The organism is Micromonospora sp. CPCC 205554 (genome assembly GCF_036902745.1).
GTDB lineage: Bacteria > Actinomycetota > Actinomycetes > Mycobacteriales > Micromonosporaceae > Micromonospora > Micromonospora tulbaghiae.
Window position 1 is genome coordinate 54,566 of sequence record NZ_JBAKHP010000029.1, and the last position, 19,948, is coordinate 74,513.

A 19,948-nucleotide genomic window follows, 5' to 3' on the forward strand; every position below is an offset into this window, starting at 1 on the left:
ACACGTGGAGGGCTGATGACACCCGACGACGAGGCGTTCCTGCGCCGCGCCGTGGAACTCGCCGACCGGGCCGGCGCGTCCGGCGAGCGACCGTTCGCGTCGCTGCTCGTCGGCGCGGACGGCACCGTCCTGGTCGAGGACCACAACACGGTGGTCTCCGACAAGGACGTCACCGCGCACCCGGAGCTGAAGCTGGCCCGCTGGGCCGCCCGGCAGCTCGCCCCCGAGGCGGCGGTCGCCACCACCATGTACACCAGTTGCCAGCCCTGCCCGATGTGCACCGTTGCGATCAACGCGTCCGGCCTCGGCCGGGTCGTGTACGCGCTGTCCACCGAGCAGTTCGAACAGGTCAAGCCGGCCACGCCCGCGCCGCGCCCGGTGCGGTACGACGGGCCGGCGCTGTTCGACGAGGCACGCCGGCCGATCGAGGACCACTACTAGGCCGTCGGCACCGATCGGTTGACAGCGTTCCGCCGGATACCGACACTCACTGCCCGGCCCCTGGCGCCGGCCGCGGGGGGCGAGCACGGGTGGAGATGGTCGTGTCAGAGGCATCGGTGGAGGTTCCACAGCGGAGCACCCGATCGAGGGGTCTGATGCCCGTCGGCGTCGGCGCGGCCCTGCTCGGTCATGCGGTCGTCGCGGCCGCTGTCCCCATCGTCATCTGGTGGATGGGCGGCTACAGCGACGTGGACCTGGAAGCCGGGGGCAGGTTCGCCGTCAACTTCGAGGCGGTACGCACGTTCGTGCTCGCCCACGCCGCTCTCGGGCTCACGATTCTGGTGGCCTCCCTGAGCCTGGCCTTCTTCCGGCGGCGGCTGAGCCTGGGGTTGCTGATCGGGTGGGCAGGCGGCTGGCTGCTGAACGTCGTCGCCCTACGTCTCGACATGGCCGTGTGGTGGCCACCGCTGCTGCAGGGCGACGCCCTGACCGAGATCTGGCAGTGGTAGAACCGTGATCCCATTCGGGCCGAGCGGGACGGGATGGTGGTCACGCTCACCCATCCGGCGTACGGGTCGAGACTGAGCGTCACGCAGTCCGCGCCCGGCGGGTTCCGCGCCGCCACGATCACCGGCACCCTGCTCGGCGCCGCCGCCGGTGCGGCGCTGTTCCGGGAGGTGGCGCGGAGTCGTCCTCCCGTACCCCTGCTGGTCGGCACGCTCGACCGCGAACACCCGACCAGCCTGATCCGGTCCAGCGTGACCTGGAGGCCGTGACCGAGGCATGAGGAGTCGGTCGTCGGGCGGTGAGACTCGGTTAGGCTGCCGGATCGCCGCCCAGCAGAGGACCAGCATGCAGCCGATGACATTCAGCCGCACGATCTCCGCACCGCCGGAGAAGGTGTGGCGGCGCCTCACCGACGTCGCGAGGTATCCGGCGCTGCTGACCAAGGTCGACGCGACCGAGCTGCTCCACCACCAGACGTTCGGACCGGGCACGAGCTGGCGGGAGACCCGCAGGCCGTACGGCTGGCCCGTCACCGTGGATCTCCGCGTGACCGAGTGCCGGCCTCCGTTCCGCTACGTTGTCGAGTGCTTCGCGGGCGGGCACAGCGTGACCGAGTATCGGCTCGTTCCCTGCGACGGAGGTCGTGGCACGAACCTTCAGCTCACCTACACCCTGACCGGTGGCTCCCTGTTCCATCGGATCAGCCGGATCGTGGCGCGTCGACGGATCGTCGTCTGCATCAGGGAGAACAACGTCCAGGACCTGCTCGACATCGACCGAGCGTGCGGGATTGCCTGAGCACGATCGAGCACGTCCCCGGTCTGCCTACTGCTACCGGCACGTGCGTGGCACGGCGATCAAGGATGCGAGCGGGTAGTGGGCGCCTCGTACGGTTGACGGGTGTTGTTCGAGCCGGTGACTGCGGAGTTGTCGTTCGAGGACGACGGGAACGAGCTGGTCGGTGATTTCGTCCGGCCGCCCTGGCCGGGTCCGTACCCCGCGGTGGTCTTCGTCGAGGGTTCCGGTCCGGGCGGTCGCGACCAGGGGGAGTGGCAGACGAGGCTGGCCGCGGCCGGCTTCGCGAGCCTCGCCTATGACAAGCCCGGTTCCGGAGCGTCAACGGGTGACTGGACCCGTCAGACCATGGCCGACCGCGCTCAGGAGACTCTGGCCGCGGTCCGGGCCGTGCGGAGCCGCGAGGACGTGCTGTCCGACGCGGTCGCGCTGATCGGCGGCAGCCAGGGCGGGTGGGTGGCCCACCTCGCGGCGGCAGCGGACGACAGGATCGCGGCGGTGGTGACGGTGTCGGGTCCGGGCGTGAGCGTGCGGGTTCAGGAGGAGTACCGCCTCCGCCACCAACTCGCGGCGGAGGGCTTCAGCAGCGCGGACATCCGGCAGGCGCTTCTTCTGCTGAGCGACCAGATCCAGCGGGTCCGGTCGGGCGACGACCCGGCACGCGTGCACGCCGCGCAGGCGCACTGGCACGACGCCCCCTGGTATCCGCTGCTCGCCGGGACGACACCCGAGTCCATCGCATTCCTCGCGGGCATCGCGGACTACGACCCCGCCCCGGCACTGGCGGCTCTGCACTGCCCGCTGCTGGCGATCTTCGGCGCGGACGACCTGCTGGTGCCGGTCCAGGCAAGCGTGCGTGCCGTCAGCGACTCCCTCGGGGAGGCACGCCATGCCGATCACACGATCGTGGTCTTTCCCGGTGCCGACCACAGCATCCGCATCTACACGGGCACGGGGCCCGCGCAGGTCAAGGGGGGCCGCTACACCCCCGCGGAGAGGGCTCCGGGCTTCGACGAACTCGTCGTCACCTGGCTGGAGCGCCGAATGCCGGTGGGACCTGATCTGTGAGGGGCGGGGAGTGGCCGACCGGCGCAGGATCGGGGCGGTGCAGCCTCTGACCGGGCCGGAGGCTGTCGGAGCGGGCGACGGGAATCGAACCAGCACCGTCAGTTTGGAAGGACGAAGATCAGCGCCCCGGGATGCCCCAAACGCCTGCTCGTCGCGCCCGGCCAGGTGAGCGCTCGTGCCCGCTCGTGCCCGCTCGTGCCCGCTCCGGGCCCTGGCTACTGGCACGTGGCTGGCACGCTGCCTGTTCGCCCCAGTGCTCGCCGCGTCGCCCCGCCATGGCCAGGTCGCCTGTGATCCACATCGCTGTGGGCGGGAGCACGGGATGAGTGTGGCCAGCCATAGGGTCGGAGCGTGAGCGTCAACGAGGACTCCTCCGGTCAGCTTCTGGTGCCTGGCTCCGGGATCGCAGGCGACAGCGGCGAACCAACCAGCGACCTGACGGCAATCCGGGAAGCTGTCCGACGGCAGGCCCAGCGGGTGACCTCCGGCATCGAGGACATGGTGTCCTACCTGTCCCAGCAGGTGGCGGATGAGTCGCATCGCGAGGTGACTGGTCCCCTGCTGGCGGGCACCGGTGCGAGCGGTGTCGTGCGGTACCGAGGTCGGGTGGTCGCCGAATGGGGCGACTCGGCGATCCCGGAAATGCTGTTCAGCGGCACCAAGAGCGTCGTCGCCACCGTAGCGGGATTGGCCTTCGACCGAGGACTGCTTGCCCCGGATGCGCTGGTGTCGGCGACGGTCCGTCATCCGATGGTCGACTGCCTCGGAATGGAGGGGATCACGTGGCAGCATCTGTTGCAGCAGACCAGCGGGTGGAACGGTGAGCTGTGGGGGAAGCCGACGGGGGTGGACGCGCAGAGCCGCCGTGAGGGCTTCGAGCGCGAGGGAGCGCCCGGTACCGGGTGGGCCTACAACGACGTACGGGTGAACCTGCTCTGCCTTGCCTTGACGGTGCTGTTCCGCCGACCGCTGCCCGACGTGCTCCGCGAGGACGTGCTCGAACCACTCGGTGCCTCCTCGTCCTGGTCCTGGCACGGCTACACCGACTCGGTCATCGACATCGACGGGATGCCCACGCCGGTGGTCAGCGGCGGGGCGCACTGGGGCGGCGGTCTGTGGATCTCCGCGAGGGATCTGGCTCTGCTCGGCGAGCTGCACCGGTGCCGGGGCGAGTGGCGGGGCCGGCGGCTGCTCAGCGAAGAGTGGATCGACCGCGCCTGGAGTCCCTGCGACTTGAACCCCGACTACGGCTACCTCTGGTGGCGCAACGACTCCCAGCGGGTACAGCCCGGCGCTCCGGCCAGCGGACGATGCGCCCGCGGCAACGGCGGCCGTCACCTGCTCTGGATCGACCCCGCCCGGGACCTGGTCATCGCCTCGCACTGGGGCGACGATGTCCGCGACTTGATTACCGAGGTCTCGGCCGCCATCCCGGCGACCCCCACCCGTACTGGCTCGTGACGCCACCGAGGCGATGCCAATCACCTACTCCAGATGCTGCCCGTTAACTTGCCGCCCAGTGACGCCGGTAACGCTGGCCTGGGGCTGACTGACAGGAGTGCCATGGACCGGACGCGGGAGTTGGAGGGTCTGTCGGAGCACTTCGCCCAGGCACCAGCCATCTTCACCACCTCGCCGCTGTACCAGGCGTTGTGCACAGCTGTTGCGGCCGACCAGCCAACACTGGAGATGCTGCTCGAACGACGCTCCGGGCAGCAGGCGTCGTTCCTGCTCTTCGGCGCAGCCCATTACCTCCTGCTGGACGGTGTCCACCACGATCTGCGCCACTTCTACCCCTCGGTCGTCGGGCCCGATGCTGCCGACGCAGAGTCGGCAGGACCGGTGTTCGTCGACTTCTGTCGTGCGTTTCGCCGCGAACTTGGAGAGCTGGTCCGTTCCCGTCTCGTGCAATCGAACGTTGTGCGTAGAGCTGCCGGTCTCCGCTTCGCGCTGGCCGCGCTCAGACGCCAATGTGACGGCCCTGTGCATCTGATCGAGGTGGGCGCCAGTGCGGGCATCCACCTCCAAGTGGACCGATACCGCTACCTCATCGGCGGACACTCGTTCGGGCGGCAGGAATCTCCGGTCACCATCGAGAGCCGCTGGCTCGGCACGGAGCAGCCACCGAACTTAGACGACATCCCGCTGATCGCCACCAGGGTCGGCGTGGACCTGAACCCAGTGGATGTCACAAGCATTCAGAATCGGCGCTGGCTCAGGGCGCTGGTCTGGCCCGAGGACCACGCCGGAGCGGGGCTTCTTGAGGCCGCCCTCGAACACGTGGCGGCGGACCCGCCGGAGATCATCGCCGGCGACGCCATTGATGTCTGTTCGCCGCTGGGCCGAAGCCTGCCGCCCGGCGAGCCGCGTGTTGTATTCCATGCCGCGACACGAATGCATGTGCCCACCCATCGGCGAGCCGCCTTCGATGAAGCGATCGATTCAATTGGCAGCGATGGGCCGCTGTACCACGTCTGGCAGGAGCCGCCGTCGGCACAGCACCACGGCGAGCTGGCGGACGACCGGGGAGTGATCGCGTTTCACGGTCCGGGCGACAGCAAGCCGACGTCGCTGGTGCAGGTTGACGGACACCTGAACTGGCTGGCGCCCCTGCATGACATGTAGGTCATAGGCACCGGAGATCGCCACCGGCCCGGCCGCCCAGTGGGGCTGCTCGTTGATGAGGGGCAGGGAGGGGCAGCCAGTTGTGTGCGGATCTCCTCGTCGGGCAGTCGCCAGACCGTCCAGCCTCCCCGGACGGGGACAAGGTGGAGCGCCCTACCGGACGAACGACCTTGGCCCCGTCCGGGGAGGCTGGTAGCCCTTGTGGTGCCCGGCGAGGTGATCCGCGGCGGCATCTCTGAGGAGGGTCGGGGTTCGGGGCGGAGCCCCGAGGTCTTCGAAGTCTGGCAATCCCGAAGCGTGGCCGGTCGGCCCGGCCGATGCCGGCCGGAGGTCGCCAGCAGGCCGGGGCCGGGCCGGCGCGGCCCGCTTGCGGGCCGCCTTGATCGCCCCGCACGTGTCCGACCGGGTCGACCTGCGGGCGGTGCTCGGTCGGGGCCGGTGGCTGCCGACCATGACCCGTCACGTTCCCGCCCCGGAGTCGGGGCCGGTGGACCTGGCCGCGCTGATGCCGGCCCGTCCGGCGGGCCGCCGCCGTGTTGTGCGCCGTCGACCCGGCTCCCCGGGGCAGGGCTCCCTGTTCACCGCCGCCGCGTCGGCCGGGGAGGGCTGAGGGATGCCGCTGGTCAACGTGATCCGGGGTGACCGGGTCGACTCCGCCCCGATCAACGTGCGTACCCCGTTCATCCGCATCCCGCTGTGGCTGGCCCTGACCTGGTGGACCGTCAAGGCCCTCGCCCGCCTCGCCGTGGTGCTGGTTCGCTTCTGGTACGTCACCGCCCCGGCCGTGTTCTTCGGCTGGCTCTACGTGCGGTTCGGCTGGGCCGGTCCGGTCGGGGTCGTCGTCCTGGTGGCGGTCGTCGCCGCCGGGTGGGGCTTCGGTCATCGTTCGTCGTTCCGGCGGTTCGGGTGGTGGCCGGTGCTGGCCCGGTATCGGCGGTGGCTGTACGGCCGGAACTGGCACGCCGCGATGGTCACCGCCAAGCTCGCCGTTTCCTTCGACTCGCACACCGTCCTGCCCGTCCTGCGCCGGGTCACCTGCGCGGCCGGCGTCGACGTGGTGATGGTGCGGATGGTCACCGGGCAGATCCCCGACGACTTCGCCAAGGTGGCCGAACGCCTCGCCCACACCTTCGGCGTCCGCCAGGTCAAAGCCACCCCCGGCAACCGGCCAGACGTGGTGCTGCTGCACCTGTTCCGCGGTGACCCCCTCGCCAAGCTCCTCCGCCCCCTCCCGGTGCCGGCAATGCCGGAGTTCACCGCCCTGCCGGTCGGCCGGCGCGAGGACGGCGACGGCTACAACCTGCGCCTCTTCGGAACTCAGGTCTTGGTGGTGGGCGCCACGGGTTCGGGGAAGGGCTCGGTCATCTGGTCCGTGGTCCGCTCCCTCGCCGCCGGGGTCACCTCCGGCCTCGTGCAGCTGTGGGGCCTGGACCCCAAGGGCGGCATGGAACTCGGGATGGGCGCGCCGATGTTCGCCCGGTTCGCCCGCAAGGACTACGCGGCCATGTGTGAGCTGATCGAGGAAGCCGCCACCGTGGCCAAGGACCGGGCCGGGAAGCTGTACGGCCGGACCCGCCAGCACACGCCGACGCCGGATGAGCCGCTGATCGTCGTGGTGATCGATGAGCTGGCGAACCTGACCGCGTATCTGACCGACCGGCAGTTGAAGGACCGGATCAAGGCCGCCCTGTCCATCCTGCTCAGCCAGGGCCGCGCGGTCGGGGTGCACGTCCTGGCGGCGATCCAGGACCCCCGCAAGGAGGTGCTGCCGTTCCGGGACCTGTTCCCGACCCGTATCGGGCTGCGGCTGGCTGAGGCGGCGCAGGTGGACCTGGTGCTGGGTGAGGGGATGCGGGACCGGGGTGCGCTGTGCGACCGCATCCCGCAGTCCCTGCCCGGTGTCGGGTTCGTGGTCATCGACGGTGATCCGACGCCGATGCGGGTCCGCTTCTCCTACCTGACCGACGACGAGATCCGCGACATGGCCCACACCTACGGCCGACTCCGCGTCATCGACGGTGAAGTCCTGGACGGTGCAGCATGAAACCCCACCCCACCCACACCCGCACCGACCGCGCTGAGGGCCTGGTCCTCGTCGTCATCCTCCTACTCGTCGCCGGCTTCGCCGGGGCCGCCTCGTTCACCCACGTCAAGGACTGGACCCTCGACAACAGCCCCACCGGCACCGGCGAGTGGTTCGGCTGGGCCAACGCCGTCATCTCCGAACTGGTGCCCGTCGCGGCGCTGCTGACCATCCGCCGCCGACGCCGCAACGGTCAGCCGGTCGGCTACCCAATGTTCCTGCTCGTCGCCGCCGTGCTCCTGTCCCTCGCCGCACAGCTCGCCGTCGCCAAGCCCGGCCTGTCCGGCTGGCTGCTATCCGCCGTGCCCGCTCTGGCGTTCATGGGCCTGTCCAAGCTCGTCCTCACCACCGCCCCGGCTCCGGTCCCGACCGCCGAACCTGCCTCCGCCCCCGCTGCTGCGCCGGCTGTCACCCCGACGCCCCGGCCGGTCACGCCGCCGACCCCGCCCGTCCAACCGACTCCTGTCGTGCCTGAGCCCGTCGCCCTGGTCGACGTCGAGCCGACCCGCCCTGCCCCCGTCCAGCCGGCCCGGCCTGCCCCGGTCGCCCCGGTGCCGCCGGCCGCCTTTGCCCGCCGCAACGGCGTCCCGCTGATCGGAGAGGTGACCCGATGACCGACCACCTGCTCTCCGGGCTGTTCCTGGCCGCCGGCCTCGCCCTGTTCTGCTGGGATCAGTACCGGCTCTACGTAGCCCGCTACGAACTGGCCGCCTTGCAACGCGCGACCCTCCGCGACCCGCTCACCGGCCTCGCCAACCGCGCTGGCCTCGCCGCCGGCTGGGAACAGCTCGCTGCGCTTCGCCCGTGGGTGGTCGTGGTCGACCTGGACGGCTTCAAGCCCGTCAACGACACCCACGGCCACGCCGCCGGGGACCACGTGCTCACCGCCGTTGCCCACCGACTCCGCACCGTTCACGGTGTCGCCGCCCGCCTCGGTGGAGACGAGTTCGCCGCCCTGCTGCTCAACACCGATCCGGCTGCGGCTGCCCGCCAGTTGGCCGCCGCCATCGCCGCCCCCGTCCGGCTGCCCTCCGGGATCGCGGTGTCGGTGACCGCCAGCATCGGCCTCGCGCCCGCCAGCCCCGCCGGGCTCGCCGCCGCCCTCGCCGACGCCGACGCGGCCATGTACCGCCCCAAGACCACCCGCTCCGGGGTTGCGGCCTTCGACCCGCTGCGCGACGACCACACCACCGGCGACCCCCGCCCCGCCCTCCGGGTCCGCGACCTCACCCCGTCGCTGCGGGTGGGCCGATGACGACCGCCCCGATGCTGCCCGGCCTCGCTCCCGCCCCCGTGGTCGAGCCGAGGCCGGGCTCCCGGGCCGCCCGGATGCTTATGCCCCGCTCCGTCGATGTCGTCAAGGATCTGGCCGCCGACTACGGCGTCTGCACCCGCCCCGTCAGCCTGCGCCGCACCGACCTTGACTCCGGCCGCACTGAGGTCATCGACATGCCGTGCGGCGCGACGCAGGAAGCTAAGTGCCCGGCCTGCGCCAAACGCGCCCGCCGGCTGCGGCAGCAGCAGATCCGCGAGGGCTGGCACCGCGACGACGAACCCGACCCCGGCCCCCAACCCGCCACCGACGCCCAACGCGGCCTGATCGTGGCTCGCGCTCACCTGGAATTCGCCCGCGACGAAGCCGTCCGCGCCTCGCAGTGGGATCAGGTCGCGGACCTGGACGACGCCATTGGAGAGCTGGAAGCCCAGATCACCACCGAAGGCATGCGGGGCCGGCCTGCCCCTCCGCACGCCGCCGAGGACCAGGAGGACGGCGACGGCAAGCGGCGGGTGCGCTCGACCAAGCGCCGGCAGGACGCCCCGGACCTGCCCCGCCTGCCGGTGGAGAACCGCACCATCGGGCGGACCTTCGAGGGCCATGCCGGGCAGGTGTTCCGGCCGTCGATGTTCCTCACCCTCACCCTCGGCTCCTACGGCCGGGTGCACTCCGACGGGACGCCGGTCGACCCGGACAGCTACGACTACCGGCGGGCCGCCTGGGACGCGGTGCACTTCCCCCGGCTCCTGGACCGGTTCTGGCAGAACCTCAGGCGGGCGGTCGGCTGGAACGTCCAATACGCCGGGGCGGTCGAGCCGCAGCGCCGGCTGGCCCCGCACGCGCACTTCGCCATGCGGGGCACCATCCCCCGTGCCCTCGTCCGCCAGGTCGCCGCCGCGACCTACCACCAGGTGTGGTGGCCACCCGCCGCCGAGCTGGTCTACGAACCGGGAAGGGCGCCGCAGTGGGACGCCACCGCCGGCGGCTACATCGACCCGGACTCGGGCGAGCTGCTGCCGTCCTGGGATGACGCCCTGGACCAGCTCGACGCCGACCCCGACGCCGAACCCGTGCACGTGGTCCGGTTCGGCGTTCAGGTCGACGCCAAGGGCGTGCTTGCCGGGACCAAGGACGCGGATCGGTGCGTCGGCTACATCACCAAATACCTCACCAAGCAGGCCGCCGACTGCCACGACATCTCCACCGTCCGGCAACGCGCACACCTGGAACGGCTCTGGCAGGAGTTGCGACACACGCCCTGTTCGGAGCGGTGCGCCAACTGGCTGCTCTACGGTGTCCAGCCGAAGAAGGCCCGGGCCGGGTTGAAGCCGGGCAACTGCAAGAACAAGGTCCACAAGCGGGACACCCTCGGCATCGGCGGTCGGCGCGTCCTGATCTCCCGACAGTGGTCCGGTAAGACCCTCACGGATCACCGGGCGGACCGGAAGGAGTGGGTCAAGGCGTTGCTCGGGGTTACCACCGATGCCGACACCGCCCCGGCGGGGTCCGACACGGTCCGGCATGCCTGGGAACTCGCCAAGCCGACTGACCCGGACGTGCCGCCCCTTGGCCACCGGGTCCTCCGGGCGATCTCCGAACGCATCCAATGGCGCGTCCAGCTCGACGCCGCCAGACGCGCCGCCGTCGAACCGGCCGATGTTTCGGCAACTGCTCAGAGCCGCCCAGAACGAGAGGAGCCCCGACGTGACGGATGATCTGCTGACTCCCGGCGAGGTGGCCGCTCGCCTTCGTGCCACACCTCGCTTCGTCCGCCGGCTGGTGGCTGAGCGTCGTATCGCCTACGTCAAGGTCGGGCGCTTGGTGCGGTTCGAGCCTGCTGCGGTGGCCGCGTACATCGAGGCCAATCGGGTGGTGCCAACCTCGCGGGCAGAGCTTCGGCGTCAGTTCGGGGCGGTGGCCTGATGGGCGTCAAGCGTCGCCGGCGTTTCGGCAACGTGCGCAAGCTGCCGTCCGCCCGCTGGCAGGCCCGTTATCTCGGCCCGGACGGCGTAATGCGGACTGCACCGCAGACGTTCGCCACGGAGCGCCAGGCCGAGAAGTGGCTCACGGTCGTTGAGTCGGAGATCCTGCGGGGGGAGTGGGTGCCTCCGGAGGCGGGGGAGATCCGGCTGTCGGACTACGGGGATCGTTGGATCAGGGAGCGCCGTCTCGCCCCGCGTACCCGACAGCTCTACGAGTACCTGTTCGCCCTGCACATCGGGCCGCATCTCGGGCACCTCGCCCTGGCCGCGATCAAGCCGGCGACCATCCGGACCTGGCGCGGCAACCTGCTCAACGGCGGCACTCCGGAGCCCCAGGCGGTCAAGGCGTACTGCCTGCTGCGGGCGATCCTCAACACGGCGGTGCGCGAGGACGAGATCCTTCGGCAGAACCCGTGCCGGATCAAAGGCTATGACCGCTACCACACCCCGGAACGGCCCACGGCCACCATCGCCCAGGTCTACGCCCTGGCCGACGCCATGCCGGCCCGCTTCTCCGCGCTGATCATCCTGGCTGCTCTCTCTGGCCTGCGGTGGGGAGAGCTGGCTGCCCTGCGCCGCTGTGACGTCGACCTGGACGCGGCGACCGTGCGAGTGCCCCGGAAGCTGGCGGCGCTGAAGGATCGTCTGGAGTTCGGGCCACCGAAGTCTGCGGCCGGGGTCCGTGTCGTCGCGCTGCCTGAGGCTGCGGTCGAGGCGCTGAGTGAGCACCTGGCCGAGCACGTCGAGGACGGCAATGATGCGCTGATCTTCACCGGGGCGAAGGGCGCGATGCTGCGTTCCGGCAACTTCGGGCGTGCCGTCAAGTGGACCAAGACTGCCGCGTCGGTGGGCCTGGCTGGCTTCCACTTCCACGACCTGCGCCATACCGGCAACACCCTCGCCGCCGCCTCCGGGGCCAGCACGCGCGAGCTGATGCATCGCATGGGCCACGCCACCATGCGCGCGGCCCTGATCTACCAGCACGCCACCAGCGAGCGTGACCGCGAGATCGCCCAAGCGATGGACCGCCGGATCGCCGGAAGTGGTCGACGCCGACCGTGACTGGCACGCGGATGGCACGCAAGATCCAACCCGGGGGAGAAGCGAAAGGCCCAGGTGCCGCGATCATGCGGTCTGCCTGGGCCTTCGTGGGTGGAGCGGGCGACGGGAATCGAACCCGCACCGTCAGTTTGGAAGACTGAAGCTCTGCCATTGAGCTACGCCCGCGCGCACCCCACCATCGCGGGATGCGCCGACAGCGTACCGAACCCCGGTAGACGTCGCGAAGCGCATACCCCGCGCACGGCGCTGACCCGCAAGATCCACACCACTTCGGCGAGCTGGCGCCTTCCCGCGCCCTCGGACCCCTTGACTTCCCCGAGCTGGCGTCCGGCCCCCACCCGACGGCGTCCGGCCGCCGCCACACCGCGCCCCGGTCACCCGCGTGGAGGGCCGGACGGCATACACTCTTCGTCGCCACCGGGGTGTGGCGCAGCTTGGTAGCGCACTCGCTTTGGGAGCGAGGGGCCGTGGGTTCAAATCCCGCCACCCCGACTGTCGTTCGCGACCGGATGGTCCCGGGAACCGCCGGTTTTTTCCGCGCGGTGCCCGGGCCCTGCCGATGCCGTCGGCCCGCTCGCCTACACTCGATGCGCGCAATCACGCCCCAGACTCAACACCCAGATCCGTCAAGGAGTACGCCTGTGAAGAGCACCGTCGAGACTCTGAGCCCGACGCGCGTGCGGCTCGCCATCGAGGTGCCGTTCGTCGAGCTCGAGCCGAGCCTCAAGAAGGCGTACCGGGAGATCGGCCAGCAGGTCCAGGTTCCCGGCTTCCGCCGGGGCAAGGTTCCCAGCGCCGTGATCGACCAGCGGGTGGGCCGGGGGACCGTCCTCAACGAGGCGATCCAGGAGGCCATCCCGCAGAACATCCTCGCCGCGGTCCGGGAGCACGACCTGAAGACGCTGGGCCGTCCCGAGGTCGACATCACGGAGTTCAACGACGGCGACTCGCTCAACTTCACCGCCGAGGTGGACGTCCGGCCGGAGATCACCCTGCCGGACCCGGCCACCATCGAGGTGACCGTCGACGAGATCCAGATCGCCGACAGCGAGATCGACGAGCAGATCAACAGCCTGCGCGAGCGGTTCGCCACGCTGAAGACCGTCGAGCGGGCCGCCCAGGAGGGCGACTTCGTGCAGATCGACCTGAACGCCACCGTCGACGGCGAGGAGGTCCCGGGCGGTTCGGCGAGCAACATCTCGCACGAGGTGGGCAGCAAGCAGCTCCTGCCGGGTCTGGACGAGGCGCTGGTCGGCCTGGCCGCCGGCGACAGCACCACCTTCACCACGCAGCTCGTCGGCGGCGACTACGCCGGCCGTGACGCCGACGTGGCGGTGACCGTCCGCACGGTCAAGGAGAAGGAGCTCCCCGAGCTCAACGACGACTTCGCGCAGATGGCCAGCGAGTTCGACACCATCGACGAGCTGCGCGGCGACCTGCGGGAGCGGGTCACCCGCGGCAAGCAGGTCGAGCAGATCTACGCCGCTCGCGACAAGGCCCTGGAGCAGATGGTGGCCGCCGCCGAGGTGCCGGCCCCCGAGGGCGTCGTCAAGGAGGAGGTCGAGAGCCGCAAGGCCGCGATGGTCGACCAGCTCGAGCGCATCGGCGCCTCCCTGGAGGAATACCTCGCGGCGGAGGAGAAGACCGAGGAGCAGATCGACACCGAGCTGACCGAGGCGGCGACCGACGGCGTCAAGATCCAGCTTCTGCTGGACACCCTGGCCGACGCCGAGGACGTGCAGGTCTCCGACGACGAGTTCGGTCACGAGATCGTGCACCGCGCGCAGCGCGCCGGCATGGCCCCGCAGCAGTACTACGACCAGCTGGTCCGCTCCGGCGCCGCCGCGGCCGTCTTCGGCGACGTCCGCCGGGGCAAGGCGCTCGCCGCGGTGATGGAGAAGATCAAGATCAAGGACTCGGCGGGCAACGAGGTCTCCCTCGACGCGCTGCGCGCCCAGAACGAGGCCGAGCACGACCACCAGCACTGACCATCGGGGGTGTCGGCCGCCGTCCCGCGCTGCGCGCCGGGAGGCGGCCGAAACCCTTTCCGGGGTACGCCGTGCGGGTGACTGCGCTGAGAGCGAACAGTGCCCCGACCGGGAGTACGCCTCCCGGCTGAGCGGTTAGTGTCGGGTAGGACGGTACGGAGAGCGAAGGGCTGCCATGACCGACATGCACATCCCCAAGAAGTCGCTCCGGGCGAACGAGGCCCGCGGTGGCGACTCCATTGGCAACCTCGACGACTCGGTCTACAACCGGTTGCTCAAGGAACGGATCATCTTCCTGGGCAGCGAGGTGAACGACCAGGTGGCCAACCGCATCTGCGCGCAGCTCCTGCTGCTCGCCGCGGAGGACCCGGACCGCGACATCTTCCTCTGGATCAACTCGCCGGGTGGCTCGGTCTACTCCGGCATGGCGATCTACGACACCATGCAGTACATCGACAACGACGTCTCGACCGTGGCGATGGGCATGGCCGCCTCCATGGGCCAGCTGCTGCTCTGCGCGGGCACCAAGGGCAAGCGGTACGCCCTGCCGCACGCGCGGATCATGATGCACCAGCCCTCGGGCGGTCTCGGCGGCACCGCGTCGGACATCGCGATCCAGGCCGAGCAGATGCTCTACACCAAGCGGATGTTCCAGGAGCGGGTCGCGTTCCACACCGGCCAGAGCCAGGAGCAGATCGAGGCGGACTCGGACCGTGACCGCTGGTTCACCGCCCAGGAGGCCATGGACTACGGCTTCATCGACAAGGTGATCATCGGGGCCGCGCAGGTTCCGGATGGCGCCGGGACCCTGAGCTGACCGAGGAGCTGACGATGACCGACCTGAGCCTGCCGCCCCAGTTCGCGGCCGTGCACAACCGCTACGTCCTGCCGTCGTTCGTCGAGCGCACGTCGTACGGGATGAAGGAGTCCAACCCGTACAACAAGCTCTTCGAGGACCGGATCATCTTCCTCGGCGTCCAGGTGGACGACGCGTCGGCCAACGACGTGATGGCCCAGCTGCTGACGCTGGAGGGCACCGACCCGGACCGCGACATCATCATGTACATCAACTCGCCCGGTGGCTCCTTCACCGCCATGACGGCGATCTACGACACCATGCAGTACGTCCGCCCCGACATCCAGACCGTCTGCCTCGGGCAGGCGGCGAGCGCGGCGGCGGTGCTGCTCTCCGCGGGCACCCCGGGCAAGCGGATGGCGCTGCCCAACTCCCGGATCATCATCCACCAGCCGGCCACCGAGGGCGGCTACGGCCAGGGCTCGGACATCGAGATCCAGGCGCGGGAGATCCTGCGGATGCGGACGCAGCTGGAGGACATGCTCTCCCGGCACTGCAACCGCCCGATCGAGCAGGTTCGCAAGGACATCGACCGTGACAAGATCATGACGGCCGAGGAGTCCAAGGAGTACGGGCTGGTCGACACGATCCTGACCAGCCGCAAGAAGGGTCTGCTGGCGTCGCACGCCGCGGGCTGAGCAACGTGTGGTCGGAGGTCGGTCGGGGTATCGTTCCCGGTCGACCTCTGACACACCCGTTTTGGGGGTCGGAGAAAACCCGGCCACCGGGTAACGTCGGGTCTGTACCGCTCCGCCGGTCGGATCAGGTGGAGCCGACAGCATGGTGGGACGACAGGACGGACGGGCGCTCCGGCGCCCGCAGGTCAGGGCCGGCGTTCCGGCCGACGAGTGCAGGGAGAACGTAGGTGGCACGGATCGGTGACGGCGGCGACCTACTGAAGTGCTCCTTCTGTGGCAAGTCGCAGAAGCAGGTCAAGAAGCTCATCGCGGGCCCTGGTGTCTACATCTGCGACGAGTGCATCGATCTCTGCAACGAGATCATCGAAGAGGAACTGGCCGAGTCCGGCGAGGTGAAGTGGGAAGAGCTTCCCAAGCCGATGGAGATCTGCCAGTTCCTCGACAACTACGTAGTCGGTCAGGAGCAGGCCAAGAAGGCGCTCGCCGTCGCGGTCTACAACCACTACAAGCGGATCCAGGCCGAGGCGGCCGGCGCGCCGGGCTCCGGCACCGACGGCGTCGAGCTGGCCAAGTCCAACATCCTGCTGCTCGGCCCGACCGGCTGCGGCAAGACGCACCTGGCGCAGACGCTCGCCCGGATGCTCAACGTCCCGTTCGCCATCGCCGACGCCACCGCGCTCACCGAGGCGGGCTACGTCGGTGAGGACGTCGAGAACATCCTGCTGAAGCTCATCCAGGCCGCCGACTACGACATCAAGCGCGCCGAGACCGGCATCATCTACATCGACGAGGTCGACAAGATCGCCCGTAAGTCGGAGAACCCGTCGATCACCCGCGACGTGTCCGGCGAGGGCGTGCAGCAGGCGCTGCTGAAGATGCTCGAAGGCACCGTCGCCAACGTGCCGCCGCAGGGCGGGCGCAAGCACCCGCACCAGGAGTTCATCCAGATCGACACCACGAACGTGCTGTTCATCTGCGGTGGCGCGTTCGCCGGGCTCGACCAGATCATCGAGGCCCGCACCGGCTCCGGCGGCACCGGCTTCGGCGCCCGGCTCCGGTCGGTGTCCGAGCGGTCGACCGACGACATCTTCAGCCAGGTCATGCCGGAAGACATGCTGAAGTTCGGGCTCATCCCCGAGTTCATCGGCCGGCTGCCGGTGATCACCAACGTGCGCAGCCTCGACCGCACCGCCCTGGTGCGGATCCTCACCGAGCCGCGCAACGCTCTGGTCCGGCAGTACCAGCGCCTGTTCGAGCTGGACGGTGTCGAGCTGGAGTTCGAGCAGCCCGCGCTGGAGGCCATCGCCGACCAGGCCATGCTCCGCGGCACCGGCGCTCGCGGCCTGCGGGCGATCATGGAAGAGGTGCTCCTCTCCGTGATGTACGAGGTGCCGAGCAACCCCGACGCCGCCCGGGTGCTGATCACCCGCGAGGTCGTCCTGGAGAACGTCAACCCGACGATCGTGCCCCGCGAGTTCACCGGCCGGCGCCGGCGGGACCGCGAGGAGAAGTCGGCCTGATCGCCGTCGCGACCGCGCCCGGGGGTCAGCTCGGGCGCGGTCCGCGTGAGCGGGTCCGCCGGTCCCACTCGCCCGACGGGGTGACAACCACCATCATCAGGCGTACCGGCCCGTGACCGGCCGTGCGGTAGCCGTGCTCCCGGTCGGCATGGAACTCGACCGTCTCGCCGGCGCGTACCTCGTGGTCGACGCCGTCGACGGTGACGGTGGCCGCGCCGTCGAGCACGTGCAGGATCTCCCGGGTGCCGTGGGCGTGGTCGGAGGACTGCAACGCCTCCCCGGGTTCCATCCGCCAGTCCCACAGCTCGACCAGGTCGGGTTCGCCGAGCCCACTGAGCAGACGCGCGAGGCCGCCGTGCGGGCCGCGCCACAGCACGGGTGCCTCGTCCGCCGCGCTGACCCGTACCGTGCTCTCCTCGGCCGGCTCCAGCAGCCGGGCGATGCTGACGCCGAACGCGTCGGCGACCCGGCAGAGCGTGCCGATGCTCGGGTTTGTCCTGGCCCCCTCGATCTGCACGAGCATGCCCTTGCTGACCCCGGACCGGCCGGCCAGTTCCTCGAACGACCAGCCACGGGCGGCGCGTAGCTCACGTACCTGGCGGGCGACCGCGGAGGTCACCGCGCCGACCCGTCCGCTTGCGTCGGTCATCACACTGTCCTTCACGGTCACTATTGTGGTACGACTGCGGGGTGCTCCCCATTGTCCTCGCCGCCGTGTCCGCGCTCGCCTTCGGCACCGCCGACTTCGCCGGCGGCAAGGCGTCCCGGCGCGCCGACCCGATCGCCGTGACCGTGGTGTCGCAGATCCTCAGCGTTCCGCTGCTGCTCGTCCTCGTCCTCGTGGTGCCCGGGTCGCCGAGCGCGCTCGACCTGGGGTGGGGACTGCTCGCCGGCGTGGCGGGCGCGGGCGGCGTCATGCTGCTCTACCGCGCGCTCGCCACCGGCGTGATGGCTGTCGTCGCCCCGGTCACCGCGATCACCGCGGCGATCGTGCCGATCGTCGCCGGACTGGTTCTCGCCCACTCGCCGGGCGCCGTCGCGCTCGGCGGCGCCGGGCTCGCCGTGGTCGCCATCGGCCTGGTCAGCCTGGGTGAGCGCGGTACGGCCCGCCGCGTCTCCGGCCGCGTGCTCGGTATGGCGCTGGCTGCCGGGCTGCTCTTCGGCGTCTTCTTCGCGCTGCTCGGCCAGGCCGACGAGTCCGCGGGCATGTGGCCGGTCCTGGCGGTACGCGTCAGCTCGATCGCGTTCGGCCTCGCGCTGGCCGTCCGCACCGGCGCACGACTGCGCCTGGGGCGGCGGGTCCTCGGCTGGGCCGTCGCGGCCGGCCTGCTCGACTCCGCCGCGAACGCGCTCTTCCTCGCCGCGGCGGGCCGGGGACACCTGAGCGTGGTGGCCGCCATCGCCTCGCTCTACCCGGCGAGCACCGTCCTGCTCGCGCTCGCCGTCGACCGGGAACGACTCCGGCCGGCACAGGTCGCGGGGCTCGGCTTCGCCGCGGCAGCGCTCGTCCTGTCCAGCGTCTGAGCCCTGTCGCGCGCCCGCTTCCGCCCGTACCCTCGGGTCATGCGCGTCGCCGTCTGCCAGCTCAACGCCCGCGACGACCGGGCGGCGAACCTCGCCGCCGCCGAGGCCCTGCTGGTCAGGGCCGCGGCGGCCGGCGCGGATCTCGCTCTCCTTCCGGAGTACGTGGACTATCTCGGTCACGCCGACCGGATGCCGCCGGCCGAGCCGGTCGACGGCACTGTGGGGCGGTTCTTCGCGGAGGCCGCCCGCCGGCTGGGCATGTGGGTGATCGCCGGCTCGTTCCACGAGGCCGGTCCGGACCCGGCGCACACCTGGAACACCTCGCTGGTGTTCGACCGCGAGGGCGCGCTCGCCGCCGCGTACCGGAAGATCCACCTGTACGACGTGGAGATCCCCGGCCGGGTCTCCTACCTGGAGTCGGCAACCGTCGCACCCGGCGAGAAGCCCGTGGTGGTCGACGTCGAGGGCCTCCGGGTGGGCCTGTCCATCTGTTACGACCTGCGGTTCCCCGAGTTGTACCGGCAGCTCGCGACCGACGGCGGCGCCGAGCTGCTCGTCGTGCCGGCGGCGTTCATGATGCACACCGGGCGCGACCACTGGGAGGTGCTGCTACGGGCCCGGGCGATCGAGAACCAGTGCTTCGTGGCGGCGGCGGGCCAGACCGGTGACCACGACCCGGACCGGACCTGCTTCGGACGCAGCATGGTGGTCGACCCGTGGGGGACGGTGCTGAGTCAGGTCGGCGACGGTCCGGGGCTGGCCGTCACCGAGATCGACCTGGAGCGGCTGCGGACGATCCGCAGCGAGCTGCCCAGCCTGGCCAACCGCCGGCTCTGACCGCGGTCAGCTCCCGAAAAGCAGGCCCAGTGCGGCGATCCCGGCGATCGCCGCCGCAGTGATCAGCAGGGCGGTCGTCATCCGGGAGGGGCCGCGCCGGGCCAGGCGTCTGACCGACAGCAGCAGTACGGCGAGCACGACGGCCCCGATCACCAACTGCCAGAACGGCAGCAGGAGGCCGAGCAGAGCGTCCTCGGCGAGGGCCGGGACCGGGGACGGATCATCCATGCCGACCACTCTGGCACGGCGCCGCTCCTGACGTCCCCCTTCGGCAGTGGCCTCTCCGTGGGCCCGTCGCGTTCACCCAATGACGATCATTGATTTGCCTTCCGACGCGGGTCCGCGTAACTTTCTCTCTGCACGCGGGAGGCCGGGCAAACCGGCCGAGAACGGGCGCCAGGCTGGTGGCGGTGACGCCGAGCCAGACTGAGATTCGGGCGGTGCTCGACACTCCAGGACACGGAGTTGCGAACGCGAAGCCGACCGGGTAGAGTTCGAAAGCCGGCAGGGAGCCGGGCGGGTGGTTGCGAGAGCGACGCCGGCCGGTCCGCCGAAACTCACGAAAGACACGACCACCGGAAACGGTGAGCGTCAGCGTGGGTCTGGTCGAACCAAGTTGATCGCCTCGGACACGAGGTTGACGACGGAGGTAAGACCGAGTAGGTTGGAGAGGTTGCCCCAAACGGGGGTTCCGCGGATGTGGGGCTTCTGGTTGGTGTGTGGTTGTTCTTTGAGAACTCAACAGG

The 19,948-nt window shown here is 70.4% G+C and carries 22 protein-coding genes and 2 tRNA genes; 21 read left to right on the forward strand and 3 right to left on the reverse strand.

Annotated elements, in window-relative coordinates:
• Window positions 1-15 precede the first annotated feature (15 nt).
• The 14 genes from V6U82_RS26400 to V6U82_RS26465 all read left to right on the forward strand — a co-directional run bounded on the left by V6U82_RS26400 (window position 16) and on the right by V6U82_RS26465 (window position 11,839).
• A complete protein-coding gene (locus tag V6U82_RS26400) occupies window positions 16-441 on the forward strand; it encodes a nucleoside deaminase (protein ID WP_334465623.1) in 426 nt (141 codons plus the stop codon).
• Window positions 442-596: 155 nt separating this feature from the next.
• Window positions 597-950, forward strand: coding sequence for a hypothetical protein (locus tag V6U82_RS26405; protein WP_334465626.1), 354 nt, complete (start codon window positions 597-599; stop codon window positions 948-950).
• A 33-nt stretch (window positions 951-983) separates the two neighbouring features.
• A complete protein-coding gene (locus V6U82_RS26410) occupies window positions 984-1,217 on the forward strand; it encodes a hypothetical protein (protein WP_334465629.1) in 234 nt (77 codons plus the stop codon).
• A gap of 85 nt (window positions 1,218-1,302) precedes the next feature.
• Window positions 1,303-1,746, forward strand: coding sequence for an SRPBCC family protein (locus V6U82_RS26415; protein WP_334465632.1), 444 nt, complete (start codon window positions 1,303-1,305; stop codon window positions 1,744-1,746).
• Between the two features lie 102 nt (window positions 1,747-1,848).
• A complete protein-coding gene (locus V6U82_RS26420) occupies window positions 1,849-2,811 on the forward strand; it encodes an alpha/beta hydrolase family protein (protein ID WP_334465635.1) in 963 nt (320 codons plus the stop codon).
• 351 nt (window positions 2,812-3,162) lie between these two features.
• Window positions 3,163-4,272, forward strand: coding sequence for a serine hydrolase domain-containing protein (locus tag V6U82_RS26425; protein WP_198039678.1), 1,110 nt, complete (start codon window positions 3,163-3,165; stop codon window positions 4,270-4,272).
• A 102-nt stretch (window positions 4,273-4,374) separates the two neighbouring features.
• Window positions 4,375-5,436: a DUF2332 domain-containing protein gene (locus tag V6U82_RS26430; RefSeq protein ID WP_052166206.1), complete on the forward strand. Its 1,062-nt coding sequence runs from the start codon at window positions 4,375-4,377 to the stop codon at window positions 5,434-5,436.
• A gap of 394 nt (window positions 5,437-5,830) precedes the next feature.
• Entirely contained in the window at window positions 5,831-6,046 is a 216-nt protein-coding gene (locus V6U82_RS26435; protein ID WP_334465647.1) for a hypothetical protein, read from the forward strand.
• Between the two features lie 3 nt (window positions 6,047-6,049).
• Window positions 6,050-7,480 (forward strand): FtsK/SpoIIIE domain-containing protein, encoded by a 1,431-nt coding sequence (locus V6U82_RS26440; RefSeq protein ID WP_334465650.1) that lies wholly within the window; start codon window positions 6,050-6,052, stop codon window positions 7,478-7,480.
• Window positions 7,477-8,133: a DUF2637 domain-containing protein gene (locus V6U82_RS26445; protein WP_334465652.1), complete on the forward strand. Its 657-nt coding sequence runs from the start codon at window positions 7,477-7,479 to the stop codon at window positions 8,131-8,133. Before V6U82_RS26440 ends, V6U82_RS26445 begins: the two co-directional genes overlap by 4 nt.
• Window positions 8,130-8,774: a GGDEF domain-containing protein gene (locus V6U82_RS26450; RefSeq protein ID WP_334465655.1), complete on the forward strand. Its 645-nt coding sequence runs from the start codon at window positions 8,130-8,132 to the stop codon at window positions 8,772-8,774. Before V6U82_RS26445 ends, V6U82_RS26450 begins: the two co-directional genes overlap by 4 nt.
• A complete protein-coding gene (locus tag V6U82_RS26455; RefSeq protein ID WP_334465658.1) occupies window positions 8,771-10,510 on the forward strand; it encodes a replication initiator in 1,740 nt (579 codons plus the stop codon). Before V6U82_RS26450 ends, V6U82_RS26455 begins: the two co-directional genes overlap by 4 nt.
• The gene (locus V6U82_RS26460; protein WP_334465661.1) at window positions 10,500-10,718 is read left to right on the forward strand and encodes a helix-turn-helix domain-containing protein; all 219 of its coding nucleotides are present in this window, start codon (window positions 10,500-10,502) and stop codon (window positions 10,716-10,718) included. Before V6U82_RS26455 ends, V6U82_RS26460 begins: the two co-directional genes overlap by 11 nt.
• On the forward strand, window positions 10,718-11,839 hold the full coding sequence (locus V6U82_RS26465) for a tyrosine-type recombinase/integrase (protein ID WP_334465664.1): 1,122 nt from the start codon (window positions 10,718-10,720) through the stop codon (window positions 11,837-11,839). Before V6U82_RS26460 ends, V6U82_RS26465 begins: the two co-directional genes overlap by 1 nt.
• Window positions 11,840-11,930: 91 nt before the next feature.
• Here the strand turns inward: V6U82_RS26465 and V6U82_RS26470 are convergent.
• Window positions 11,931-12,004: transfer RNA gene (locus V6U82_RS26470), tRNA-Gly, on the reverse strand.
• 253 nt (window positions 12,005-12,257) lie between these two features.
• Between V6U82_RS26470 and V6U82_RS26475 the strand changes: the two genes are divergently transcribed.
• The 5 genes from V6U82_RS26475 to clpX all read left to right on the forward strand — a co-directional run bounded on the left by V6U82_RS26475 (window position 12,258) and on the right by clpX (window position 16,841).
• Window positions 12,258-12,331: transfer RNA gene (locus tag V6U82_RS26475), tRNA-Pro, on the forward strand.
• A 149-nt stretch (window positions 12,332-12,480) separates the two neighbouring features.
• Complete coding sequence (tig, locus tag V6U82_RS26480) at window positions 12,481-13,827, forward strand: trigger factor (protein ID WP_181726551.1); 1,347 nt, start codon at window positions 12,481-12,483, stop codon at window positions 13,825-13,827.
• Between the two features lie 175 nt (window positions 13,828-14,002).
• The gene (locus tag V6U82_RS26485) at window positions 14,003-14,644 is read left to right on the forward strand and encodes an ATP-dependent Clp protease proteolytic subunit (protein WP_334465668.1); all 642 of its coding nucleotides are present in this window, start codon (window positions 14,003-14,005) and stop codon (window positions 14,642-14,644) included.
• Window positions 14,645-14,658: 14 nt separating this feature from the next.
• Window positions 14,659-15,321, forward strand: coding sequence for an ATP-dependent Clp protease proteolytic subunit (locus V6U82_RS26490; RefSeq protein WP_013288034.1), 663 nt, complete (start codon window positions 14,659-14,661; stop codon window positions 15,319-15,321).
• 227 nt (window positions 15,322-15,548) lie between these two features.
• A complete protein-coding gene (clpX, locus tag V6U82_RS26495; RefSeq protein WP_018786885.1) occupies window positions 15,549-16,841 on the forward strand; it encodes an ATP-dependent Clp protease ATP-binding subunit ClpX in 1,293 nt (430 codons plus the stop codon).
• Window positions 16,842-16,866: 25 nt separating this feature from the next.
• Here clpX and V6U82_RS26500 read toward each other — a convergent pair whose 3' ends face one another.
• The gene (locus V6U82_RS26500; RefSeq protein ID WP_128136922.1) at window positions 16,867-17,490 is read right to left on the reverse strand and encodes a helix-turn-helix domain-containing protein; all 624 of its coding nucleotides are present in this window, start codon (window positions 17,488-17,490) and stop codon (window positions 16,867-16,869) included.
• A gap of 41 nt (window positions 17,491-17,531) precedes the next feature.
• Between V6U82_RS26500 and V6U82_RS26505 the strand changes: the two genes are divergently transcribed.
• Together V6U82_RS26505 and V6U82_RS26510 are read left to right on the forward strand one after the other, a co-directional pair.
• On the forward strand, window positions 17,532-18,365 hold the full coding sequence (locus tag V6U82_RS26505; RefSeq protein ID WP_334465679.1) for an EamA family transporter: 834 nt from the start codon (window positions 17,532-17,534) through the stop codon (window positions 18,363-18,365).
• Between the two features lie 39 nt (window positions 18,366-18,404).
• The gene (locus tag V6U82_RS26510; protein ID WP_334465682.1) at window positions 18,405-19,202 is read left to right on the forward strand and encodes a carbon-nitrogen hydrolase family protein; all 798 of its coding nucleotides are present in this window, start codon (window positions 18,405-18,407) and stop codon (window positions 19,200-19,202) included.
• A 6-nt stretch (window positions 19,203-19,208) separates the two neighbouring features.
• Here the strand turns inward: V6U82_RS26510 and V6U82_RS26515 are convergent, their stop codons facing one another.
• Window positions 19,209-19,430, reverse strand: coding sequence for a hypothetical protein (locus V6U82_RS26515; protein ID WP_128136925.1), 222 nt, complete (start codon window positions 19,428-19,430; stop codon window positions 19,209-19,211).
• Between the last annotated feature and the right edge of the window lie 518 nt (window positions 19,431-19,948).

Coding starts and splice junctions, on each gene's coding strand:
- V6U82_RS26400 (WP_334465623.1), top strand. CDS start 16: ATGACACCCGACGACGAGGCGTTCCTGCGCCGCGCCGTGGAACTCGCC.
- V6U82_RS26405 (WP_334465626.1), top strand. CDS start 597: ATGCCCGTCGGCGTCGGCGCGGCCCTGCTCGGTCATGCGGTCGTCGCG.
- V6U82_RS26410 (WP_334465629.1), top strand. CDS start 984: ATGGTGGTCACGCTCACCCATCCGGCGTACGGGTCGAGACTGAGCGTC.
- V6U82_RS26415 (WP_334465632.1), top strand. CDS start 1,303: ATGACATTCAGCCGCACGATCTCCGCACCGCCGGAGAAGGTGTGGCGG.
- V6U82_RS26430 (WP_052166206.1), top strand. CDS start 4,375: ATGGACCGGACGCGGGAGTTGGAGGGTCTGTCGGAGCACTTCGCCCAG.
- V6U82_RS26440 (WP_334465650.1), top strand. CDS start 6,050: ATGCCGCTGGTCAACGTGATCCGGGGTGACCGGGTCGACTCCGCCCCG.
- V6U82_RS26445 (WP_334465652.1), top strand. CDS start 7,477: ATGAAACCCCACCCCACCCACACCCGCACCGACCGCGCTGAGGGCCTG.
- V6U82_RS26450 (WP_334465655.1), top strand. CDS start 8,130: ATGACCGACCACCTGCTCTCCGGGCTGTTCCTGGCCGCCGGCCTCGCC.
- V6U82_RS26455 (WP_334465658.1), top strand. CDS start 8,771: ATGACGACCGCCCCGATGCTGCCCGGCCTCGCTCCCGCCCCCGTGGTC.
- V6U82_RS26465 (WP_334465664.1), top strand. CDS start 10,718: ATGGGCGTCAAGCGTCGCCGGCGTTTCGGCAACGTGCGCAAGCTGCCG.
- V6U82_RS26485 (WP_334465668.1), top strand. CDS start 14,003: ATGACCGACATGCACATCCCCAAGAAGTCGCTCCGGGCGAACGAGGCC.
- V6U82_RS26490 (WP_013288034.1), top strand. CDS start 14,659: ATGACCGACCTGAGCCTGCCGCCCCAGTTCGCGGCCGTGCACAACCGC.
- V6U82_RS26500 (WP_128136922.1), bottom strand. CDS start 17,490: ATGACCGACGCAAGCGGACGGGTCGGCGCGGTGACCTCCGCGGTCGCC.
- V6U82_RS26510 (WP_334465682.1), top strand. CDS start 18,405: ATGCGCGTCGCCGTCTGCCAGCTCAACGCCCGCGACGACCGGGCGGCG.
- V6U82_RS26515 (WP_128136925.1), bottom strand. CDS start 19,430: ATGGATGATCCGTCCCCGGTCCCGGCCCTCGCCGAGGACGCTCTGCTC.